22 protein-coding genes are annotated in these 19,517 nt (G+C 38.9%); 19 read left to right on the top strand and 3 right to left on the bottom strand.

From position 1 onward, the window contains the following. The first annotated feature begins 13 nt into the window (after positions 1–13). From hisS to TW85_RS12580, 5 genes are all read left to right on the top strand, one after another. Positions 14–1,294, top strand: coding sequence for a histidine--tRNA ligase (hisS, locus tag TW85_RS12600; protein WP_052702138.1), 1,281 nt, complete (start codon positions 14–16; stop codon positions 1,292–1,294). 78 nt (positions 1,295–1,372) lie between these two features. Continuing rightward, positions 1,373–2,014 (top strand): tetratricopeptide repeat protein, encoded by a 642-nt coding sequence (locus TW85_RS12595; RefSeq protein WP_046017490.1) that lies wholly within the window; start codon positions 1,373–1,375, stop codon positions 2,012–2,014. Between the two features lie 5 nt (positions 2,015–2,019). Then, positions 2,020–3,159 (top strand): outer membrane protein assembly factor BamB, encoded by a 1,140-nt coding sequence (gene bamB / locus TW85_RS12590; RefSeq protein ID WP_046017489.1) that lies wholly within the window; start codon positions 2,020–2,022, stop codon positions 3,157–3,159. A 110-nt stretch (positions 3,160–3,269) separates the two neighbouring features. Continuing rightward, a complete protein-coding gene (gene der, locus TW85_RS12585) occupies positions 3,270–4,634 on the top strand; it encodes a ribosome biogenesis GTPase Der (protein ID WP_046017488.1) in 1,365 nt (454 codons plus the stop codon). A 172-nt stretch (positions 4,635–4,806) separates the two neighbouring features. Beyond that, positions 4,807–5,466, top strand: coding sequence for a hypothetical protein (locus TW85_RS12580; RefSeq protein WP_046017487.1), 660 nt, complete (start codon positions 4,807–4,809; stop codon positions 5,464–5,466). A gap of 29 nt (positions 5,467–5,495) precedes the next feature. On the opposite strand, the gene TW85_RS25845 is transcribed toward TW85_RS12580, so the two are convergent. Beyond that, complete coding sequence (locus tag TW85_RS25845; protein WP_071210284.1) at positions 5,496–5,663, bottom strand: DUF2496 domain-containing protein; 168 nt, start codon at positions 5,661–5,663, stop codon at positions 5,496–5,498. A 98-nt stretch (positions 5,664–5,761) separates the two neighbouring features. Here TW85_RS25845 and TW85_RS12575 point away from each other — a divergent pair, with 98 nt between their 5' ends. From TW85_RS12575 to TW85_RS12550, 6 genes are all read left to right on the top strand, one after another. Next, on the top strand, positions 5,762–6,409 hold the full coding sequence (locus TW85_RS12575; RefSeq protein WP_046017486.1) for a hypothetical protein: 648 nt from the start codon (positions 5,762–5,764) through the stop codon (positions 6,407–6,409). A gap of 572 nt (positions 6,410–6,981) precedes the next feature. Further along, positions 6,982–7,245 (top strand): hypothetical protein, encoded by a 264-nt coding sequence (locus tag TW85_RS12570; RefSeq protein ID WP_046017485.1) that lies wholly within the window; start codon positions 6,982–6,984, stop codon positions 7,243–7,245. Positions 7,246–7,273: 28 nt separating this feature from the next. After that, positions 7,274–7,531: a hypothetical protein gene (locus TW85_RS12565; protein ID WP_046017484.1), complete on the top strand. Its 258-nt coding sequence runs from the start codon at positions 7,274–7,276 to the stop codon at positions 7,529–7,531. Positions 7,532–7,559: 28 nt separating this feature from the next. Next, complete coding sequence (locus tag TW85_RS12560) at positions 7,560–7,823, top strand: hypothetical protein (RefSeq protein WP_046017483.1); 264 nt, start codon at positions 7,560–7,562, stop codon at positions 7,821–7,823. A gap of 26 nt (positions 7,824–7,849) precedes the next feature. Beyond that, positions 7,850–8,113, top strand: a complete 264-nt coding sequence (locus tag TW85_RS12555; RefSeq protein WP_046017482.1) for a hypothetical protein — start codon at positions 7,850–7,852, stop codon at positions 8,111–8,113. Between the two features lie 294 nt (positions 8,114–8,407). Next, positions 8,408–8,665: a hypothetical protein gene (locus TW85_RS12550; protein ID WP_046017481.1), complete on the top strand. Its 258-nt coding sequence runs from the start codon at positions 8,408–8,410 to the stop codon at positions 8,663–8,665. 135 nt (positions 8,666–8,800) lie between these two features. Here TW85_RS12550 and TW85_RS12545 read toward each other — a convergent pair whose 3' ends face one another. Continuing rightward, entirely contained in the window at positions 8,801–9,976 is a 1,176-nt protein-coding gene (locus TW85_RS12545) for an SO_0444 family Cu/Zn efflux transporter (RefSeq protein ID WP_046017480.1), read from the bottom strand. A 41-nt stretch (positions 9,977–10,017) separates the two neighbouring features. Then, the gene (gene zntR / locus TW85_RS12540; RefSeq protein WP_046017479.1) at positions 10,018–10,440 is read right to left on the bottom strand and encodes a Zn(2+)-responsive transcriptional regulator; all 423 of its coding nucleotides are present in this window, start codon (positions 10,438–10,440) and stop codon (positions 10,018–10,020) included. Between the two features lie 310 nt (positions 10,441–10,750). Here zntR and TW85_RS12535 point away from each other — a divergent pair, with 310 nt between their 5' ends. From TW85_RS12535 to TW85_RS12500, 8 genes are all read left to right on the top strand, one after another. Further along, positions 10,751–12,547 (top strand): ATP-binding protein, encoded by a 1,797-nt coding sequence (locus tag TW85_RS12535; RefSeq protein WP_046017478.1) that lies wholly within the window; start codon positions 10,751–10,753, stop codon positions 12,545–12,547. Positions 12,548–12,612: 65 nt separating this feature from the next. Further along, entirely contained in the window at positions 12,613–13,944 is a 1,332-nt protein-coding gene (locus tag TW85_RS12530; protein WP_046017477.1) for a cobyrinate a,c-diamide synthase, read from the top strand. A gap of 6 nt (positions 13,945–13,950) precedes the next feature. Continuing rightward, the gene (locus TW85_RS12525; protein ID WP_046017476.1) at positions 13,951–15,075 is read left to right on the top strand and encodes a cobalt-precorrin-5B (C(1))-methyltransferase; all 1,125 of its coding nucleotides are present in this window, start codon (positions 13,951–13,953) and stop codon (positions 15,073–15,075) included. Further along, on the top strand, positions 15,072–15,830 hold the full coding sequence (locus TW85_RS12520; RefSeq protein WP_046017475.1) for a precorrin-6A/cobalt-precorrin-6A reductase: 759 nt from the start codon (positions 15,072–15,074) through the stop codon (positions 15,828–15,830). The genes TW85_RS12525 and TW85_RS12520 overlap by 4 nt, the downstream gene beginning before the upstream one ends. Positions 15,831–15,856: 26 nt before the next feature. Next, positions 15,857–16,498 carry a precorrin-8X methylmutase gene (locus TW85_RS12515; RefSeq protein WP_046017474.1) on the top strand — a complete coding sequence of 214 codons (642 nt, stop codon included), beginning with the start codon at positions 15,857–15,859 and terminating at the stop codon, positions 16,496–16,498. A 50-nt stretch (positions 16,499–16,548) separates the two neighbouring features. After that, positions 16,549–17,880 (top strand): precorrin-6y C5,15-methyltransferase (decarboxylating) subunit CbiE, encoded by a 1,332-nt coding sequence (cbiE, locus tag TW85_RS12510; RefSeq protein WP_238326210.1) that lies wholly within the window; start codon positions 16,549–16,551, stop codon positions 17,878–17,880. A 75-nt stretch (positions 17,881–17,955) separates the two neighbouring features. Continuing rightward, positions 17,956–18,738, top strand: coding sequence for a precorrin-2 C(20)-methyltransferase (gene cobI, locus TW85_RS12505; RefSeq protein ID WP_046017473.1), 783 nt, complete (start codon positions 17,956–17,958; stop codon positions 18,736–18,738). Then, on the top strand, positions 18,735–19,508 hold the full coding sequence (locus TW85_RS12500; protein WP_046017472.1) for a cobalamin biosynthesis protein: 774 nt from the start codon (positions 18,735–18,737) through the stop codon (positions 19,506–19,508). The genes cobI and TW85_RS12500 overlap by 4 nt, the downstream gene beginning before the upstream one ends. The last annotated feature ends 9 nt before the right edge of the window (positions 19,509–19,517 follow it).

The raw sequence follows: 19,517 nt of genomic DNA, 5'->3' as shown, positions 1-19,517 counted from the left end.
TAAGGAATACAAAGTGGCACGTAAAATACAAGCAATTCGAGGCATGAACGATATTCTGCCTGGACAAACTTCTATCTGGCAATACCTTGAAGCTAAGGTTACAGATGTTGTAAACAGTTATGGTTATGATCAAATCCGTTTTCCTATTGTTGAAACAACAGATCTTTTTAAACGAGGCGTTGGTGAAACTACCGACATCGTTGAGAAAGAGATGTATACCTTTGACGATAGAAATGGTGACTCTTTAACCCTAAGACCTGAAGGCACTGCAAGTTGTGTTCGTGCTGCCGACCAAGCTGGATTACTGTTTAATCAGGTTCAGCGCCTTTGGTATGTTGGTCCTATGTTTCGCTATGAAAGACCACAAAAAGGACGCTATCGTCAATTTCATCAAATAGGCGTTGAAACCTTTGGTATGGCTTCGCCTGATATTGACGCTGAATTAATTATTCTGACGGCTCGTTTATGGCAAGCATTAGGTTTATTAGAGCATGTTGAACTTGAATTAAATACCATAGGTACTGCAGCTGCACGTGAAGCCTATAAAGCAGCATTGGTTGCGTATTTAACTCAATATAAAAACGAACTTGATGAGGATAGTCAAAGACGCTTGGATACTAATCCACTGCGTATTTTAGATTCAAAAGATGCTCGTACTCAGGAGATCCTTAATGATGCACCTGATCTTGCTGATCATATTGATGATGAATCTCGCCAAGAGTTCGAAAGGTTAAAAGAAATACTAACATCAAGTGGTATTGCTTTTACGGTTAATAGCCGTTTGGTACGTGGCCTTGATTATTATGGTAAAACCGTTTTTGAATGGGTAACAACTCATTTAGGTGCTCAGGCAACAGTATGTGCCGGTGGACGTTATGATGGTTTAGTTGAGCAGTTAGGTGGTAAAGCAACACCAGCCGTTGGATTTGCAATGGGCATTGAGCGCTTAGTTCTATTGCTTGAAACGCTTGAGTTAATTCCTGCTGAAGCAAAAAGCCAAACTGATATCTTTATGGTGAGCATGGGTGAAACTGCTGAACTTGCAACCTTCACTTTGGCAGAGCGTTTGAGAGATGCCGATAAAGGGTGGCGAATTTTACGTCACTGTGGTGGCGGTAACTTTAAGAAGCAAATGAAGAAAGCTGATGCATCTGGTGCCAAATTTACCTTGATTATTGGAGATACTGAGATTGAAGAGGGTATCTGCCAAATTAAGGATATGAGTACAGGCGAACAGAAAAACTGTGTAATTGATGCCGTTGCAGATTACTTATCTACGAAAGAACAAAATTGAACTAATTCTGCAAATTGGGTACTAATCCAAAAGAGTTTAAGTGCAGAGTAATGCAAACAGAATAAAGAGGAATGTTAGGTGTCAGAACTTAAGACAGAAGAAGAACAGATAGAAGCGTTTAAAACTTGGTGGAAGAAAAATGGTACTTCACTTGTGCTTGCCGTATCTGTTGGTGTAGCGGGTTATTTTGGTTTTCAGGCTTGGCAACAAAACCAAGAAAACCATTTGGCTGAAGCCTCTTCTTTATTTGAGTCTATGAGTCAAGCAGCGACTGACCTGAGCGAAGAAAAGAACCTCAAGACAGTGTCTTTTATCGCTGATCAGCTAGTGAATGATTTTGATGATACAGGCTATGCAACTTTTGCTCATTTATTTCAAGCAAAAGTAGATGTTGTGGCTGAAGACTATGATGCTGCTATCGATACGTTAAATGAAGCAAAAGCAAGTACAGATGATGTAACCTTAAAGGCCATCTCTGATTTGCGTATTAGTAAAGTGTTAGTGCATCAAGGGGAATTGGATAAAGCGCTTACTCAACTGGCTATGATCAATTTAACTGAATTTGACAGCCTTAAACTTGAGTTAAAAGGTGATGTTTTGCTTGCTCAAGGTAAAACTGAAGAAGCAAGAGCTTCTTATCAAGCTGCACTTAGTGCTCAAACACCACAAGCTCAGAACCCTTTGTTAGATATTAAACTGCAAGACCTAGTAGAGAGCTAAGATTCGTGAATAAATTTTCTCTGTTACTAGTGGTTTTGACAGCATTTGTTTTACAAGCTTGCTCACAGTCTCGTCCACCCTTATCAGCCCCCGCTCGTATGGTTAACCAAGTTGACCTAAGAACGGACTGGCGAAGAAGTGTTGATGGCGGTTTTGGTGAAGCAAGTGAGCGTTTTAATATAGTAAATGAAGATAGCAGTTTATTTTTTGCTACTAAGCGCGGCGTAATTTACCAAATTGATGCAGAAGATGGTCATCGAATTAAGCGTATTAAAGTAGACAATGCCGATGTCAGTGCTGGTTTGGCAAAGAATGCAGACCTTGCATTTATTTCTACATATGATGCTGAATTAATTGCTGTTTCATTAACACAAGAAGCTGAAGTTTGGCGTAAAACGCTCACTTCAGAAATTTTGTCAGAAGTGGCTGTTGTTACCAATAAGCTAGCAGTTCAAACCTCGGATGGCTGGCTAAGTGTATTGGACGCTAATACGGGTGATACACTTTGGCGTACAAAAGAGTCTGTGCCAGTTTTAAGTGTACGGGGCACGAATGTTCCTATCATTACTGACGGTAAAGTGATTGCTGGTTTCTCTAATGGTCAACTTAAAGCATATAGCTTACTAAATGGTAAAGATGCTTGGTCTTTTGAAGTAGGCAAACCAGAAGGTAAGTATGAAATCGAGCGTTTGACTGATGTTGATGGACGATTATTACTTTCTGATAATACACTCTTTTCAACCGCATATAATGGTACAATCAGTGCCATTGATGTGAGCAATGGAAATGCATTGTGGCAGCGTAGTATTCCGAGTGCTTTATCAACCGCTATCATAGATGATTTGCTTATTGTTATTGATCAGGAAAGTAAAATCTTTGCTTTGAATACCAGATCTGGCAACTTAGTTTGGCAACAAGATCAGCTAGCAAACAGAGATTTGATTTCACCTGTGATTTTTAAGAATCAGATAGCAACAATAGATAGAGCGGGTTATGTGTACATATTAGATAAAGACTCTGGTGAAGTGATTGCTTATAAATTGGCTGATCAAAATTTACCAGTAGGCAGTAGGATGGTGTCTAATGGTGAACAATTGTTTATACTTACGCCAAATGAACATGTAACCGCCTTAACGATTGATTAATTAGCTATCGAGAGTCCTAATCTCTAGTTAAAATCCGCTAAGTTAGGTTTTTTAAGTGGCTAGCGTCTTCATATAGGCGCTAGCCACTTTGTATTTATAAAGGTAAAAAAATGATTCCAGTTATTGCATTGGTTGGTAGACCCAATGTTGGTAAATCCACTCTGTTTAACCAATTAACACGATCTCGTGACGCCCTTGTTGCAGATTATCCTGGCCTAACTCGTGATCGTAAATACGGTGATGGTCGTATTGGTGAGCATGAGTTCATTGTTATTGATACTGGTGGTATTAGTGGTGATGAAATGGGAATTGACGAGAAAATGGCGCGACAATCCTTACTTGCCATTGAAGAGGCTGATACCGTTCTATTTCTTGTGGATGGTCGCCATGGTCTAAACCCCGCTGATGAAATGATTGCTAATCACTTACGTCGTTCTAATAAACCTACTTTCATGGTGGTCAATAAGACAGATGGTATAAATGAAGACGTTGCGCTAGCAGACTTTTATAGTATTGGTCTAGGTGACCTTCACCCGATTGCTGCATCTCATGGTAAAGGTGTACATAAACTAATTGATATCTGTATGCTGCCTTTTGCCGAGCAAGTTCAAGAAGCCAAAGGTCAAATTGATATTGAGTCAAAAGGGACTCGTATTGGTGTGATAGGCCGTCCTAATGTGGGTAAATCAACTTTAGTTAACCGTATGTTGGGTGAAGACAGGGTTGTTGTTTACGATATGCCTGGTACAACACGCGATAGTGTTTATATACCTTACATTCGAAATGAGAAAGATTACACCTTAATTGATACTGCAGGTGTACGTCGTCGTAAACACATTAAAGAAGCTGTAGAGAAATTCTCGATCGTTAAAACCTTAAAAGCGATTCAGGATGCGAATGTTGTCATTGTTGTGATTGATGGCCATGAAGACTTGGTTGAGCAAGATTTGCATATGATAGGCTATGTACTAGATGCTGGCCGCGGTCTTGTTATTGCTGTCAATAAATGGGATGGGCTCGATCAGTACTCTAAAGAGAGAATTAAGACGGAAGTCGAGCGTCGTTTAGGTTTTGTTCCTTATGCTAAAGTGCATTATATTTCAGCTCTTCACGGCACGGCTGTAGGTAACTTGTACGATACAATTGATGAAACTTATGAATCTTGTTATGCGAAATGGTCAACTAATCGTCTAACACGTATTATGGAAGATATTGTTAGTGAGCATCAGCCGCCGCTTGTGAGAGGGCGCAGAATCAAGTTACGTTATGCTCACCAAGGTGGCTCTAACCCGCCAAGAATTGTTATTCATGGTAATCAGGTTGACTCTTTACCTGGTAGTTATAAAAAATATTTAGAGAATAAGTTTAGACAGGTTCTTAATATTACAGGTACACCAATTTCTTTTGAGTTTAAGAGCTCAGAGAACCCATACGCGCCTAAAAAGCATTGGCGTACAGGTTCAGGAAATGGATAAATAGGATAGTTTAAATAAGTTATTGATTTATAATGATTAAAAGCAGCCTTCTAGGCTGCTTTTTTTTACCTGAATTTTTATGTTACTAAATAGGCGCTTTTTTAATATTTTGATTTAAAACTAAAAGTGATATTTCTTATGACTTTAGTGGGGATGTTTGGAATAAGAACGGATGAAATTAGCGAATGTTAAGAAAACATCTGAGGTGCTACTTCAAAAGGGGTTAAATGCTCAAACTCTGAGTAGTTACTTTACCCAGATAGTTGAGCACCCTTTAAATCATGGAAAACGACTCGGAATGATTCGTTTAAGTCGTGATGCGCTATTGCAAACATCTGTCATTATTCAAATAGAAGAGCAATTAAATAATTGGCAATTTAACCACAAAATTTTAGCTATATGGTTTGAAGTGAGTGAGCAATCTAAGCTTTTAGATGACTATATTGGGTCAGAAAATGAAATCATTCAAAATCGCTTGCTCAAAAAGATTAAGAACTATTCAAAACCTAGTGTACTTTGGTGTGGTCAAGGCGCTATTTTATCAAATGCCTTATTCAGTAAAGTGAGTTATTGTTTGGTGGAGCGTGATGCTGGATACCCGCTTATAGAATATAAACCTATGTATGAGTGGGTTAAATCGAGTTTTATGTTAAATCACAAATTAGATTACTCTAATGCTATTAGTAAAGGTTCCCATACTTGTGTGTTACCTGTACTAGATGGTCGTAGAGGTTTATTAGAGCGTTTATCGAGCCAGCCTTGGCAGAAGCGGGTATGTTTAAATCCTAGTGCTAAAATGAAGGAGATTTTCCTTCAGGCAAATATTAGCTAAACACGCTGCATTTCATCTATTAGATGACATTAAATTTCATCGGTTTTAGTCATGTTACTATTGAGCTTTGCTTTATAGTCTTCCAACACAATACTGAGAGCTGCTATAGCCGTTTCATTATCAACTTTGTTGGTTTCCAAAATTTCTATTAGGTCAACAGCCAGTTGGATATGTTTAGGTGCACTTTCTAGAGACATTTTAGTTTTTACTTCCTTCCTATTTAATTAGTCGAAATATACCATATAGCCAAGTTTTAGTTTTATTAACAAGATACGATACATATAGAGGCGATAGTTTGCTTAAAAATACGTTTTGGTTAGAAAAATGGCAATCAGGACAAATAGGGTTTCATCTTGATGAGGTAAACCCATTATTAGTTGAGTACTGGCCTGAGCTTAATCATGATTCAAAAGTACTAGTACCTTTATGTGGTAAGACAAAAGACCTTATCTGGCTCGCAGAGCAGGGCTATAAGGTAGTTGGAGTTGAATTATCAGATATTGCTATACGAGACTTTTTTAAAGAGAACCAGCTTACGTATGAGCAGAATTGGTATGATGGTGTTGCTTATTATCAAGCGAAGGAGCTTGATATTTTGTTAATTGAACAAGACTTCTTTGAGTTTAGAGAAGCTGATTTTGATGCTTGTTACGACAGAGCATCTTTAGTTGCCATCACTCAGACCGCTAGACCTAGTTATATACGGCATCTCAAACAAAGGCTAAAACCTAGTGCCAAGCTTATGCTGGTAACACTCGACTATGCTTATCAAGATGGCAGAGAGGCTAACTCCCCCCCTTATAATGTCATGGATGATGAGGTTTTTGAGTATTGGTCAAGAGTTAAAAAACCACTATTTAGTCAAGACCTCTTCTCACAAAACCCACGATATAAAGCAAAGGGGTACTCTTATTTCGCTGAAAAGGTTTGGTTGATTGCTTAGCTGAATGTGATCAATTTGTGCTCTTGTATTAGTTGATTCTTATCATCTGAATTTAGGTGTTTCCCTATCTCATTCATTAATCAAGCTTTTTTAGAATAGAGATAGGAAGGCAGTCAGGAATGTCTAATTTTTACTTAAAAAAAGCTTTATATAGAGGGTGCTTTAACTTGGTTTTCAGGCTTAAAGCCCTTTGAAAATAGGCGTAAACACATAAAAAAAGCACATATCAATTCAATTGTGCAAGTGTAATAAAAAAATCCCTCATCTTCATTCCAAAAGGCTATTACTAACTAAACTTAAGTACTAAAAAATGATGCTAAAAGTGCCTAATAAAGGCTAAATTCAGCCCAATCATAAACATTTCTTTCACAATTTATTCTTCTCTCCCTATATGTGCATATTCATCACAATATATGCACATTTAATCAAATTAGCACATCGCTTTTCCAATTTTGTAAACACAGGGGAAGAGAGCGTTTGGCTATTTTATTTATTTTTGAAAACGCTATTATATATTTCATCAACAGGGGGGAACAAATCTTCCCAATTAAAAACTTTAAAGGTAAATAAATATGAAATCTATTATCTCTTCTTTTTTAGCAATTGCAGCATTATCAACAACCGCTACTACAAGTATGGCAAGTGATTATTCTGATGAAGTTAAAGATTTAAAACTAAGTGTATCTGCATTAGAGAAACAGCTTGAAATTATGGATGTTGACTATAATAACATCGAAATTAAATCAGGTTTAAATAGAGCTCAAGAAGTAAAAGCGTTAGAAGGTAAATATTCTGCTCTAAGAAATGAATTTGTTAATGCAACTTACTCTAACTAATATTTTAAATTTTAAAAGGTTAATCAAAATGAAAAGAATTACATCATCACTACTAGCAATCGCTGCGTTATCTACTGTAACAACTTCTGCACTTGCAAGTGATTATTCTGATCAAGTAAGAGATATTAAAATAAGTGTTTCAGCTTTGGAAAATCAATTAAAAAGCATGGACGTTGAATATCATACTGTAGAAATCGAATCTGGTTTAAATAGATCCCAAGAAGTAAGAGCATTAGAAGCTAAATACTCTTCTTTGCAAGATCAATTTAACAATGCTCAATACTAAAACTAGTTTAATTTAAAGGTAAATTATTATGAATAAAACAATCGCGACAATTCTTGCTGCTACTGCTTTATCAACTACTGCTAGTTCAGTGTTGGCAAGCGACTACTCTGATGAAGTAAAAGATATAAAGATTAGTGTTTCTGCTCTAGAAAGACAGCTTGAAAGCATGGGTGTTGACTATAACACAACTAACATCGAAGCCGGATTAAATAGGGCTCAAGAAGTTAAAGCGCTAGAAGGTAGATACTCTGAGCTTCAAGCTCAATTTAACAATGCACACTTTGCTAACTAATATATTAATTTAAAAGGTACTTTATTATGAAAAACATTATCGCAACCACATTCGCTGTAACTGCATTATCTATGGCCGCAACTTCAGCGTTAGCAACAGATTATGCTGACGAAGTAGAAGATATTCGAATCAGTGTTTCTGCACTTGAAAACCAACTTGATAGTATGGGTGTAGACTATAACTCATCAGGTATCGAGTCAGGGTTAAATCGCTCTCAACAAGTTAAAGCTTTAGAAGCTAAATATGATTCACTGCAAACTATTTTTCAAAATAACCATGTAGCTAACTAATATGGGCTGCTTAAGGAAAGCTAAGTTTATTCATTAAACTTAGCTTCTTTAGTTTTTATTACCTAAGTTTATTTCTCTTCACTTGTCTTTTTTTTGTATATTACCACTTCTGCATTGTTTTATTTCTCTTGTTTTTTCTATATTTTATTTGAGTTTTTCTTTAAATTTTAAATTGTTTTTGTACACAATCTTTTGAAATTTGTAAATACAGTGGAAAAGGATTTTAACTGCATATTTATTAGTATTTTACATATATAATTAACTTAAATATTGAACTTATCGGAGAAAATAGAAATGAAGTTTTACAAGCTAGGTTTTATAAGTCTTGCACTTGTGGCTTTTATGTCTAGTAATGTGCAAGCAAAATCAAACCCAGATAAAGAGATGTATGATCTTAGGGTTGATATTAGTGTTATGGAGAAAAAGTTACATACATTAGGTGTTGATGTAAATATTAATGAAGTGCCTAACTATGGTTCGCAATACTTGCAAGATCAAGCGTTAAGGTCTCAGTATACAAAGCTACAAAAAATGATGGAGCAATTTGATTAGAAAAAGCTTGTTTATTAAAGCTAGTCGAGAGCTTGAGCTTAGGTTCCCTTTAGGGAAGATACTAAAGTGCCTTGTTTAATTACATTGAATAAAGCCATATTAATTGAATACAGCTTTATACTTTATTTAAATCATTTAGTTAGCGTAATTCACAGATAAGAATGCGAGCTTTTTTCTTAACTCATTTAGCATGAGTATTGCGAGTAGGATAGCAGACATATAAGTTAGTGTTTCAGGTAGTAACTGATGTTCCATGCCTACAAGTGGGACAACACTAAAACCATAGTTCTGTACTAGATAGTCAACGACTGTTCCAAAGAATAAAGCGCCACCTAATACACCTGTTAAATAACCAATTAGAGATCTAGATCCCAGTTCCTTATAGACAACTCCTAAAGTGGCTATATTTGTCGCAGGTCCTGCCATCATGAAAACTAAAACTGCACCAGGGGAAATACCACTCAGCAATAATGCTGCTGCAATAGGAGTGGATGCTGTTGCACATATGTACATGGGAATAGAAATTACTACCATGACTAACATAGCTAGAATGCCACTCCCCCAAGTTTCCATAAAGCTTGCTGGTAAATAGGTTTGAATGGCTGCTGCGAAGAATAATCCTACCATCAACCAGATACTGATATCTTTTATTAGATTCGTACTGGCAAAAGTTAAGCCTGTAATAAGTTTTTGCTTGAATTCTGATTGAGTTTCCCCTTGCTCGCTTTCACAGCAAGAGCTCTCTTGTTCATTTTTTTTCTTATTGCCACAACTTGACCTTGTTATGTTTTCCTCTTTAGAGCACGGTGTCTTCTTGATGCTAGAAAATACTTCCTTACTGCTTTTCTTAGAGGCGCAACATGAGTCAGTATTTGTATCAGTCTTAATATCACTGCTTTCTATTTTAATTTCTTTTTTGTCATTACCAACTAATAGGCCAGCGACTATCGCACTGGAGATAGCGGCTATGGGTCTAATCACAGCCATAAATGGCCCTAACATGGCATAGGAAACAGAAATAGAGTCGATACCTGTTTCAGGTGTAGAGACTAAGAATGATGTGGTGGCTGATTTTGATGCTCCTGCACGTCTTAAGCCAACAGCAGCAGGAATAACGCCACATGAACATAAAGGTAAAGGCGCGCCAAAGAGAGCGGCTTTTAGTATAGGCTTAGTGCCAGTACCACCAAGTTGTTTTTGCATCCAGTTCATGGGGACAAAACTATTTAGTATGCCAGCTAAAATAAGACCAAGTAATAACCAAGGGGCAGAGTCTAAAAAAAGTTCTAAGAAGTTTTCTGCGAATAACATGCTATATCCTTTTTATGTTTGATTAAGCAATGACATCCAGTTCAAAGCTTGCTTGCTGAAGTTTGATTGTTTGCTAACGCTTCTAATATTGTGCAATGAAGAGCACTTTCGGCTCCGCCACAACAGGCATCCGATAAGCTTTGTAATGAGTTTTCAAGACGCTCTAGCTCAGCAAGTTTTTCCCTTACTTGAGTTAACTTGTCATCGACAAGCTGTTTTGCATCACCACAGGTTCGATTAGACTTATCCAAATTAATAGATAATAAGTCAGCTATTTCTTTCAAACTAAAGCCAACAGACTTTGAGGTTAAGATAAACTCAAGGCGGCTTTTATCCGATTCTGTGTAAAGACGATAACCTGCATTGGATCTTTTAGAGGCTTGGAATAAGCCATTCTTTTCATAGAACCTTAAAGTATCTGTACTGATCTGACATAACTCAGCAAGTTCACCAATTTTAAACATAGTGATGACTCCATAATTACGATAATGCATTGAGTATAAACCCTAGACTAAGATCTAAGGTCAAGGCTTTAAATGAAATATGAAAGGTTCCCTATATAGTACTCAGCAATGCAGTATTCGAGATGTTTAATTTAATGCTGAGAAGTTGTTATTTTTTCACTTTGTCTTGAATTATGTGGTTAATTAAGGCTATTTGTATTGAATTTTAAGAATCGTGAAAAGCTGAAATTGACAAGCTAACATGGCCTAGATAAGGTCACAGTTAAGACACGGTTTAGGCCGTGAGAATAATTACTTTTTGGTTTGTTTTATGACGTCTCTTCCTCACTTTGAGTTCCCCTTTACCGCTGTTGCCGGCCAAGAAAATTTTAAGCTTGCCCTTACGCTTGCTGCGATAAACCCCTTATTAGGTGGCGTATTGGTTAGTGGGCCAAGAGGGAGTGCAAAGTCGACGCTAGCACGTGGCTTAGCTCATGTATTACCTGATTTAGAAGCCCCTTTTGCAACTTTACCTTTAGGAGCAAGTGAGGAGAGACTATTAGGAACGCTTGATCTAGATAAAGTGCTAAAAAACAAAGAAGTCGCCTTTCACCCAGGCCTATTAAGTAAGGCTCATGGTGGTGTGTTATATGTAGATGAGGTCAATTTATTAGCTGACAATCTTGTCGATCAACTTTTAGACGTTGCCGCAAGTGGTGTAAATAGGGTTGAACGTGATGGTATTAGTCATGAACATGCCGCTAAATTTATACTTGTTGGTACCATGAATCCTGATGAAGGGGAGTTGAGGCCTCAGTTACAAGATAGATTTGGTCTCATGGTTGAGTTGGCTAATAACTATACTTTGGAAGAGAGGGTTCAGATTGTTAAATTGAGAGATGAATTTGATCAGAACCCTCAAGCCTTTTGCGAAAAATATAGAGTCAAACAGAAAAACCTTAGGCAAAGTATTGAAATAGCACAGCAAAAATTACCACATATTGAGTGTAGTGATGAGATGCGCCTATTAATCGCTAAAGCTTGTTTCCAAGCGAATGTTGATGGGGTAAGAGCGGATATTGTTTGGTTAAGAGCAGCAACGGCATATACCGCTTGGCGAGGTGGAAAATCTGTCACTCGAGCAGATTTAGATATGGTTGCAGAGCTAGTATTAGCCCATAGAAGGCAAGTAGGATCATCTTCACCGCCAAGTGCTGGCAGCTCAACTCATCAAGACATGATTCAAAAGCCAAACTCATCGCAGAATAAGACTAGGCGACCAGATACCTCAAGATTGAAAGACTCTCATAATCCTGTTGAGCAAAATCAGCAAGGACAAGTTGATAAACAAGATGAGGATGAGAGCCAGCCAAATCAAACTGAGGATGATTGGGGGAGCATGCCTGCCCAATCTCAAGCTTTAGATAACAATATTCGTTTTGATACAAAGCTAGAATCTAAACGAAATAATGAATTTAAAACCTCTATTGAAGAGCAAAGTTTTTTTTTAAGTAAAGGCGAGAGTGCTCAAGGAAAAGGCCTTAATAACAACTTGCCTGGTAAGGCAGTGAATTGGCATCAAACAATTTCGCAATCGGCTGATAGTGAGGGTTTTCAATGGCCTCCGACAAAGCTTCATAGACAAAAAGCACGGACGAGTCAGGGAATGTTACATCTGATTTTACTTGATTGCTCTGCTTCCATGTTAGGACAAGCCGTCTTTGGAAAAGCTAAGGGCGCTATTTTAGATATTGCACAACAGGCCTATATAAAGCGTGAACAAATCGCCATGTTTATCTTTGGTAATAATGAAGTTAAGCAAGTACAGGCGAAAGTAAGAGCACCTAAAGATATGAGTGAATTCCTCAATAAAATTGAAGCTGGAGGTGGCACGCCCTTTCGTGATGGACTATTAGAAGTCGCATCTTGGTTAACGCGTTATTATAAGCAATCTCCAATGAGCGTCAGTCATACTTATATTTTTACTGATGGGCGCACTCAAGCAGATGTTGCTGATATTGAGCTAAAGGGTAGTTGTAGTCTGATAGATATTGAAGCTAGCGCCATCAAAAGGGGTCGAGCGCAGCAGCTCGCCCATGCGATTAAGGCTGAATATTTTACAATTTAAATGATAAGCCATTTTATAACAGCAGGCTTATATTAAGTATTAACCATATTTTGGGACGGTTCTAAGTGAGTAACCAAGTTAAAGCAAGTATTTCTTGTCCAGCATTATTTTTATCTGCACCTGCATCCAACCAAGGCAAAACTACCATTACAGCTGCACTTGCAAGGTATTTTACTAAACAGGGCAAACGCGTTCATGTGTTTAAAACTGGACCAGATTACCTAGACCCTCAAATCTTAGCTCAGGCATCTGGGATAGCGGTTGAGCAACTTGATATCTGGATGGCAGGTGATGCTTATTGCCAGCAAAAGTTTTATGAAGCCGCGCAAGAGGCTGATCTTATTCTAGTAGAAGGAGCCATGGGCATGTTTGATGGCGAACCATCAAGCGCCGATCTTGCCGCTCGTTTTAATATACCGCTTGCTATCGTGATGGATGTAAAGGGCATGGCTCAAACTGCAGCGGCACTTGCCTCAGGTATGGCAAACTTCCGCGATGATATAAAAATAGCAGGGTTAATTGCTAACCGTTGCGGTAGTGAACGCCATGCTCAGCTGATAAGAGATGCTTTACCAGAAAACCTCCCATTACTTGCCAGCTTAAAGCGGGATGAGGATATTGTTTTGCCTGAGCGTCATTTAGGTTTAGTGCAAGCCAATGAAGTGCAGGATGAGCTTGAGCAAAAGTTTGAGGCCGCTGTAGATTGGCTGATGCAGTCAAATGATAATCAGCTTCTAGATTTGCCTGAGCCCGTGACCTTCTTCCCTGCTGAGTTAGAAAAGAATGAAGAGCACCTAGGATTATTAAAAGGGAAAACCATTGCAGTGGCTTCAGATGCTGCATTTAGTTTTATCTATGATGCTAATCTTAAATGCTTAACTGAGATGGGAGCTGAAATATGCTTTTTCTCGCCATTAAAAGATAAGGTTTTACCAGACGCTGATGCGCTTTGGTTACCAGGAGGCTATCCTGAATTACATACTCAAGCCTTGGCAGAAAATCAGGAAATCAAACAAGAAATTCAAAACTTCTTTGCTCAAGGAAAAGGTATTTTAGCCGAATGTGGTGGCTTGCTTTACAGCTTAGAAACCCTGACTGACTTAAATAATAATACTTATCCTATGCTAGGCATTTTAACGGGAGATGGTGCCATGAGAGGTAAACGAGGCTGCCAAGGAATGCAAACAGCCATTTTGCCAAGCGGCGAGGTGAGAGCTCATGCACATCACAGGTCTCGTAGTGAAAATACGCCAGAGCCTATTAGCTTTGGTCGTCGACAAAGACACCCGGCACCGGGTGAAGCTGTCTATAAAGAACAAGGCTTAGTTGCTAGCTATTTACATTTATTCTTCCCATCCAACCCTGTAGCCGTCGCTGCGATTTTTAATCGAGCTTAATGTTATATGTGGCCTGAAAGCAGCGAAAAGGTACAAACCTTACGAACAGGGCTGACAACTGGCTGTTGTGCTACTGCTTGTTGTGTCGCTGCAGCTCAAGCTCTATTAGTAAAACCAGATAACCTAGCTCGAAAAGTTGAAGTGAACTTGCCTAAAGGGCAGTTAGTTAGCCTAGATATACTTGCATACCAAGTGCTCAATGAAGGTATCAGAGTTAGCACAATTAAAGATGCTGGAGATGACCCTGATGCCACCCATGGTGCAACTATTTTTGTCGAACTTACGCTAACAGCTAAAAAAGGCATTACTTTTTTAGCTGGAGAAGGGGTTGGAACTGTTACCAAAACGGGTCTGGTATTGGCGATAGGGGAACCCGCTATAAACCCTGTACCAAGAAAAATGATGCAGGAGCATCTACAATCCTTGGCCGAAGGGCTGGGCTATCAAGGTGGTTTCCAAGTAAAAGTAGGCGTAGAGAACGGTGAGCAAATCGCGCTTAAAACCATGAATCCTAGGTTAGGCATATTGGGCGGCTTATCCATTTTGGGCACGACTGGGATTGTTAGGCCTTTTTCTTGTGCTGCCTATATTGCTTCTATTCATCAAGGGATTGATGTGGCAAGAGCCAATGGTTTTACTCACCTTGCCGCGACAACAGGTAATGCCAGTGAAGCGGCGATTAAAGCGCATTATCAGTTAGATGAAACCGCATTAATTGAAATGGGAGATTTTGTTGGTGCACTTTTAAAGCATATTCGTAAGTTGGAAAAAGCGAATAAAGGTTTAACTAAGCTGAGCATTTGTGGTGGTTTTGGCAAGTTGACCAAATTAGCTAATGGTCATATGGACCTGAATAGCAGAGTTTCAAGTATTGATTTTGAGCAGTTAGCGCAAATAGCAGCAGAGCAAGGGGCGACTGAAACTTTACTGACAAAGATTAGAAGTGCCAATACCAGTATTGAGGCCTTAAAGCATTGTAATGAGAGTTATATCGATTTAGCGGCTTTTGTGTGTGAAAAAGCGCTTACTTTTTGTCGACATTATATTCCTTATCATATTGAACTTGAGGTATGGGCGATTAATCGTAAAGGAGAGTTTATTGCTAGTGCGAAAGAGGCCGCAACACGATGAAAATACTTTTGTTAGGTGGCACAGCGGATGCCCGTCGACTATGTGATCGTTTAATTACGCAGAATGTAGACGTGATTTATAGTATTGCAGGTCTTGTGAGAACCCCTGATCTTGATTGCGAAATACTAGTCGGAGGTTTTACTCAGTTCGGTGGGCTAACTCAGTATGTTAAAGAAAATGGAATAGAACTAATCTTAGATGTTACTCACCCTTATGCTCAAAAAATGAGTGATCAAGCTGTGGTTACTGCTAAAGAAACTGAGGTGCCAGTATGGCGCTTTCATCGACCTGCTTGGGTAGCGACAGATAAAGATGACTGGCAATTTTATCGAAACTTTGACGAATTGGTTGCACTTCTAGAGAAGTATTCTTGTCCTTTATTAAGCGCAGGGCAATTGAGCTTAGAGGCGCTAATGTGCTTGCATGAGCAAGATAATTTTAAAAAACTTGTATGGAGAACGGCTGTACCACCCAAATTCTGTTACGAAAAACTGACAAAACTGCATTGGGTAAAGGCAATTGGACCCTTTTTGTATCAAGATGAAAAAATATTGATTCAAACGCAAGATATTGATGTTATTGTAAGTAAAAATAGTGGTGGTAGCTCAACATCAGCAAAACTACAAGTTGCTCAGGATATGGGACTAAAAGTTTTAATCTTGGAACGGCCAATATTATTAGAGCCAAATCGAGAGTTTGACTCATTAATTGAATGTGCTGATGCTATTATGCAGAGTCGAATAAAACCTCGCTAACATTGCTGCTAAATACGGATAAACTTTTGAAATTTGAATACGAGTTAAACCCCCAAACTATCGAAAAAAACAGCTTCCTACAAATTAGAGAACTGACTCAACTAGATAGCTTTAGTCTAGATGAGCAACAAGTTGTTATGCGAATTGTACATAGTATGGGGTTACCAGAAGCAGCATCTCAGGTTAGGTTTAGTTTGAATGCCTGTACTGCTGGTAGAGATGCATTAGCTCTCAATGCCAACATTCTATGTGATGTAGAAATGGTGAAGCAGGGGATTACTAAGCGAATGGTGAATAAAGAGCCTATGTGCTTTTTAAACCATGAACAAACCCCCGCTCTAGCTAGGCAAAAAGGTGAAACGCGTTCTATGGCTGCACTAGAGCTATGGCGTCCTTATTTAGCTGGTAGTGTTGTTGTTATTGGAAATGCACCAACTGCCTTATTTAGATTAATGGAAATGATTAAAAAGGGGGCTGAAAAGCCAGCCCTTATCATAGCTATGCCAGTAGGTTTTGTGGGAGCGGCGGAGTCCAAGCAGGCTTTGTGGGATTGCCACCAAGAATTAGGGGTTGAATGTATTACCTTGCTGTCTCGAATAGGAGGCAGTGCGGTATCGTCAGCCAGTTGTAATGCTTTATTAAGATGTAATATTGGTGAGTACTACTAGCCTCTTGTATCGAAATTTAATGTTAGTGCGTATTTGCAACGGAGTGGAAAGTGCCAGAATTAACCTTATCTGAGTTAGATTCTACAGGTTCAACAGTGAATGAACTGCTGATACATGTGGTTGGATTAGGCGTAAAAGAAAACGTTAAACTCGATCAAGAAACACAAGATATTTTGAACCAAGCTGATTGTGTTATGGGGTCAGTACGTCAACTAGAAACTGTCGCAGATTATCTAGATGCAAGTGATAATGGCCAAGTGAGTGGCTATCGTCAGGTTTTACCGCCTATTAAGGAGCTTAAAGCAAGGTTTGAAAGCTTTAAACAAGATGGCAAAAACAATATTGTTGTTTTAGCCTCCGGAGACCCATTATTTTTTGGAATCGGCGGTTGGTTAAGTCGCCATTTTGACGCTAAACAATTACGTTTTACTCCTGCCGTTTCGAGCGTGCAGGCAGCGTGCCATAAACTAGGTATTTCACTACAAAATGCTCAGGTTGTCAGTGTTCATGGAAGACCTGTTGAAACCATACGTCGTCATTTACAAGCGAATAAAACCCTTGTTCTATTAACTGATTCTAACAGCACGCCTCAAGTGCTCGCAAAAGAATGTATTGATGCTGGCCTTTCTCAATCCAAATTGCATATTTGTGAAGCAATTGGTTACCAACAAGAAAAACTCAGCCACTTTATTGCTGCGGATCTTGTTGAGCTTAAGTCACTGGTTTTTGATTCGCTAAATGTTGTGGTGATAGAAACCTCAAATCAGACGAGCTTTTTTCCTGAGTTTCCAGGCATTGAAGATGAGAAGTACATCACGGATAAAGGTGATGGCAAAGGCATGATTACTAAGCGTGATGTTCGCTTATCTATCCTTTCGTTACTGCAGATTTGTGATACAGATGTGGTTTGGGATGTTGGCGCAGGTTGTGGTGGTGTTGCGATTGAGATGAGTTACTGGCACGAAAAAGCTCATATCTATGCAGTAGAACATCATCTAGGCAGACAAGAGTGTCTCTCTGCTAATCGTACTCGTTTTGGTGTAATGAATAACCTTTCTCTTGTTTCTGGCAGAGCCCCTGAATCCTTATTAACCTTGCCTAAGCCAAATAAGGTATTCATCGGCGGTAGTGACGGTAATTTAGATTCGATACTTTCACATGTTTGGCAAACACTTGATACGAATGGTGTATTAGTAGCAAGTGCCGTGACTGAGAATACTAAGTTAGCGTTACAGCAGTTTTTCCAAGCTAGGTTAGAGGCGGGCGATGCAGAAACGGAATCGAAGCAAGTCTCTCAATCTAAATTAGATTTGCTTGCTGGCCAGCAAGTCTATCGCCCAAGTTTGCCTGTCACTCTGTTTAGATTTAGAAAACTAAACTAGTCTTATTCTCTATTAATCCATTGCCCCTAGCTGTTTTATTCAAGGTACGGGGCAAACAATTCTCTGTGGTGCCTTATGCCTTCTGTGTTTACTTCTGCAAGTATTCAAAACTCTCGGACAGACCTAGTTAAAGGCCGTTTTATTGGGGTGGGCGTAGGGCCAGGTGATCCAGAACTTATTACGTTAAAGGCACTAAGACTAATTCAAGCCGCGCCTGTGGTTTGCTATTTAGCCAATGATAAAGGGCAATCTCAGGCATTAACGATTGCCAGTGAAGCGTTTGGTTCATGTTCTCGTGAGCAAGTGCATATCGGCATTCAGATGCCCATGTCGATTGATAGAGGCTTGGCTAATCAGGCTTATGATGAGGCGGCGATCTCTATTAAGGCTCAGTTAAAAATGGGCTTAGATGTGGTTTTTTTATGTGAAGGTGATCCTCTGTTTTTTGGTTCTTTTGCATACCTGCTAGATAGATTAAATACTGAGTTTGAGTGTTTGTCTGTACCCGGTATTTCGTCTGTACATGCTGCATCCTCTGCTTTAGTCCACCCTTTAACCATGCTTAAAGAATCTTTTACGATAGTTAGCGGGCGTCATACTCAGGGGCAATTAGAATCGGCTCTTACTCAGAATGACACGGTAGTTATCATGAAGGCAGGCCGTGCCAGATCAAAGATTCTAGCTGCATTAGAGCAAACAAAGCGTGTGAAAGAGGCCCAATATTTAGAATATATTGGACGTAATAATCAAAAAATAGTTACAGATATTACTAACTTAAAGGATGAGTCAGGGCCTTATTTTTCATTATTTCTGGTGACAAGAAGTGATGAAAAAAGGCATAAGGATAGCTATTCATGATTCAAATTTTTGCTTTGACTGAACTAGGTTTATGCCTAGCCAAAAAATTAGAACAAGTCTTGCCTAGTGATGAAATTAAGGTGAACTATAAGCCAAGCCCTTTTGCAGAGCAGGTACAAGAAGCTTTTAAACAAGGTGATAAGCTGATCTTTATTTGTGCTACTGGCATTGTTATGCGCACTTTAGCACCTGTGTTAGAAAACAAATATCAAGACCCACCAGTGCTTGTTCTTGATGAAATGGGTGACTTTGTTATACCACTTCTGTCTGGTCATGAAGGGGGAGCAAATGATTGGGCCTATCAAGTATCTTCGCTGATCAAGGCACAGTTAGTTATTACTACTGCATCTCCTTATTTAAGGCCTGTATATAGTATCGGTATGGGATGTGAAAGGGATTGTGCTCTGGTGTATCTAGAAGAGTTAATGCATGAGAGCCTGCTAAAAGCTGGCCTTTCTATCGAGCAAATAGATAGCTTCCATAGTATTGATATTAAAGCGGATGAAGTGAATTTAATTGCTTTAGCGCAAAAGTATAATAAGCCTTTTAGAACTTGGAGTATTGACGAGTTAAGCCCAATGAAGCGCTTACTAAGCACACATTCAGATTATATTTTTAATACAGTTGGAGTCTATGGTGTGGCTGAGTCTGCGTGCCTCGTTGGTTGTCAAAAAATTACTGAGACTGAGCCAGAGTTAGTCTTACCTAAGCATAAAAATGCAAAGGCAACCTGTGCTATCGCAAGAAGCTTTCCCGCTAAAGACGCCTAATTTAATAAA

It is taken from the genome of Marinomonas sp. S3726, assembly GCF_000967665.1.
Classification (GTDB): Bacteria; Pseudomonadota; Gammaproteobacteria; order Pseudomonadales; family Marinomonadaceae; genus Marinomonas.
Note: the sequence above shows the minus strand (reverse complement) of the source record. Positions and strands in the feature narration are given on the sequence as shown.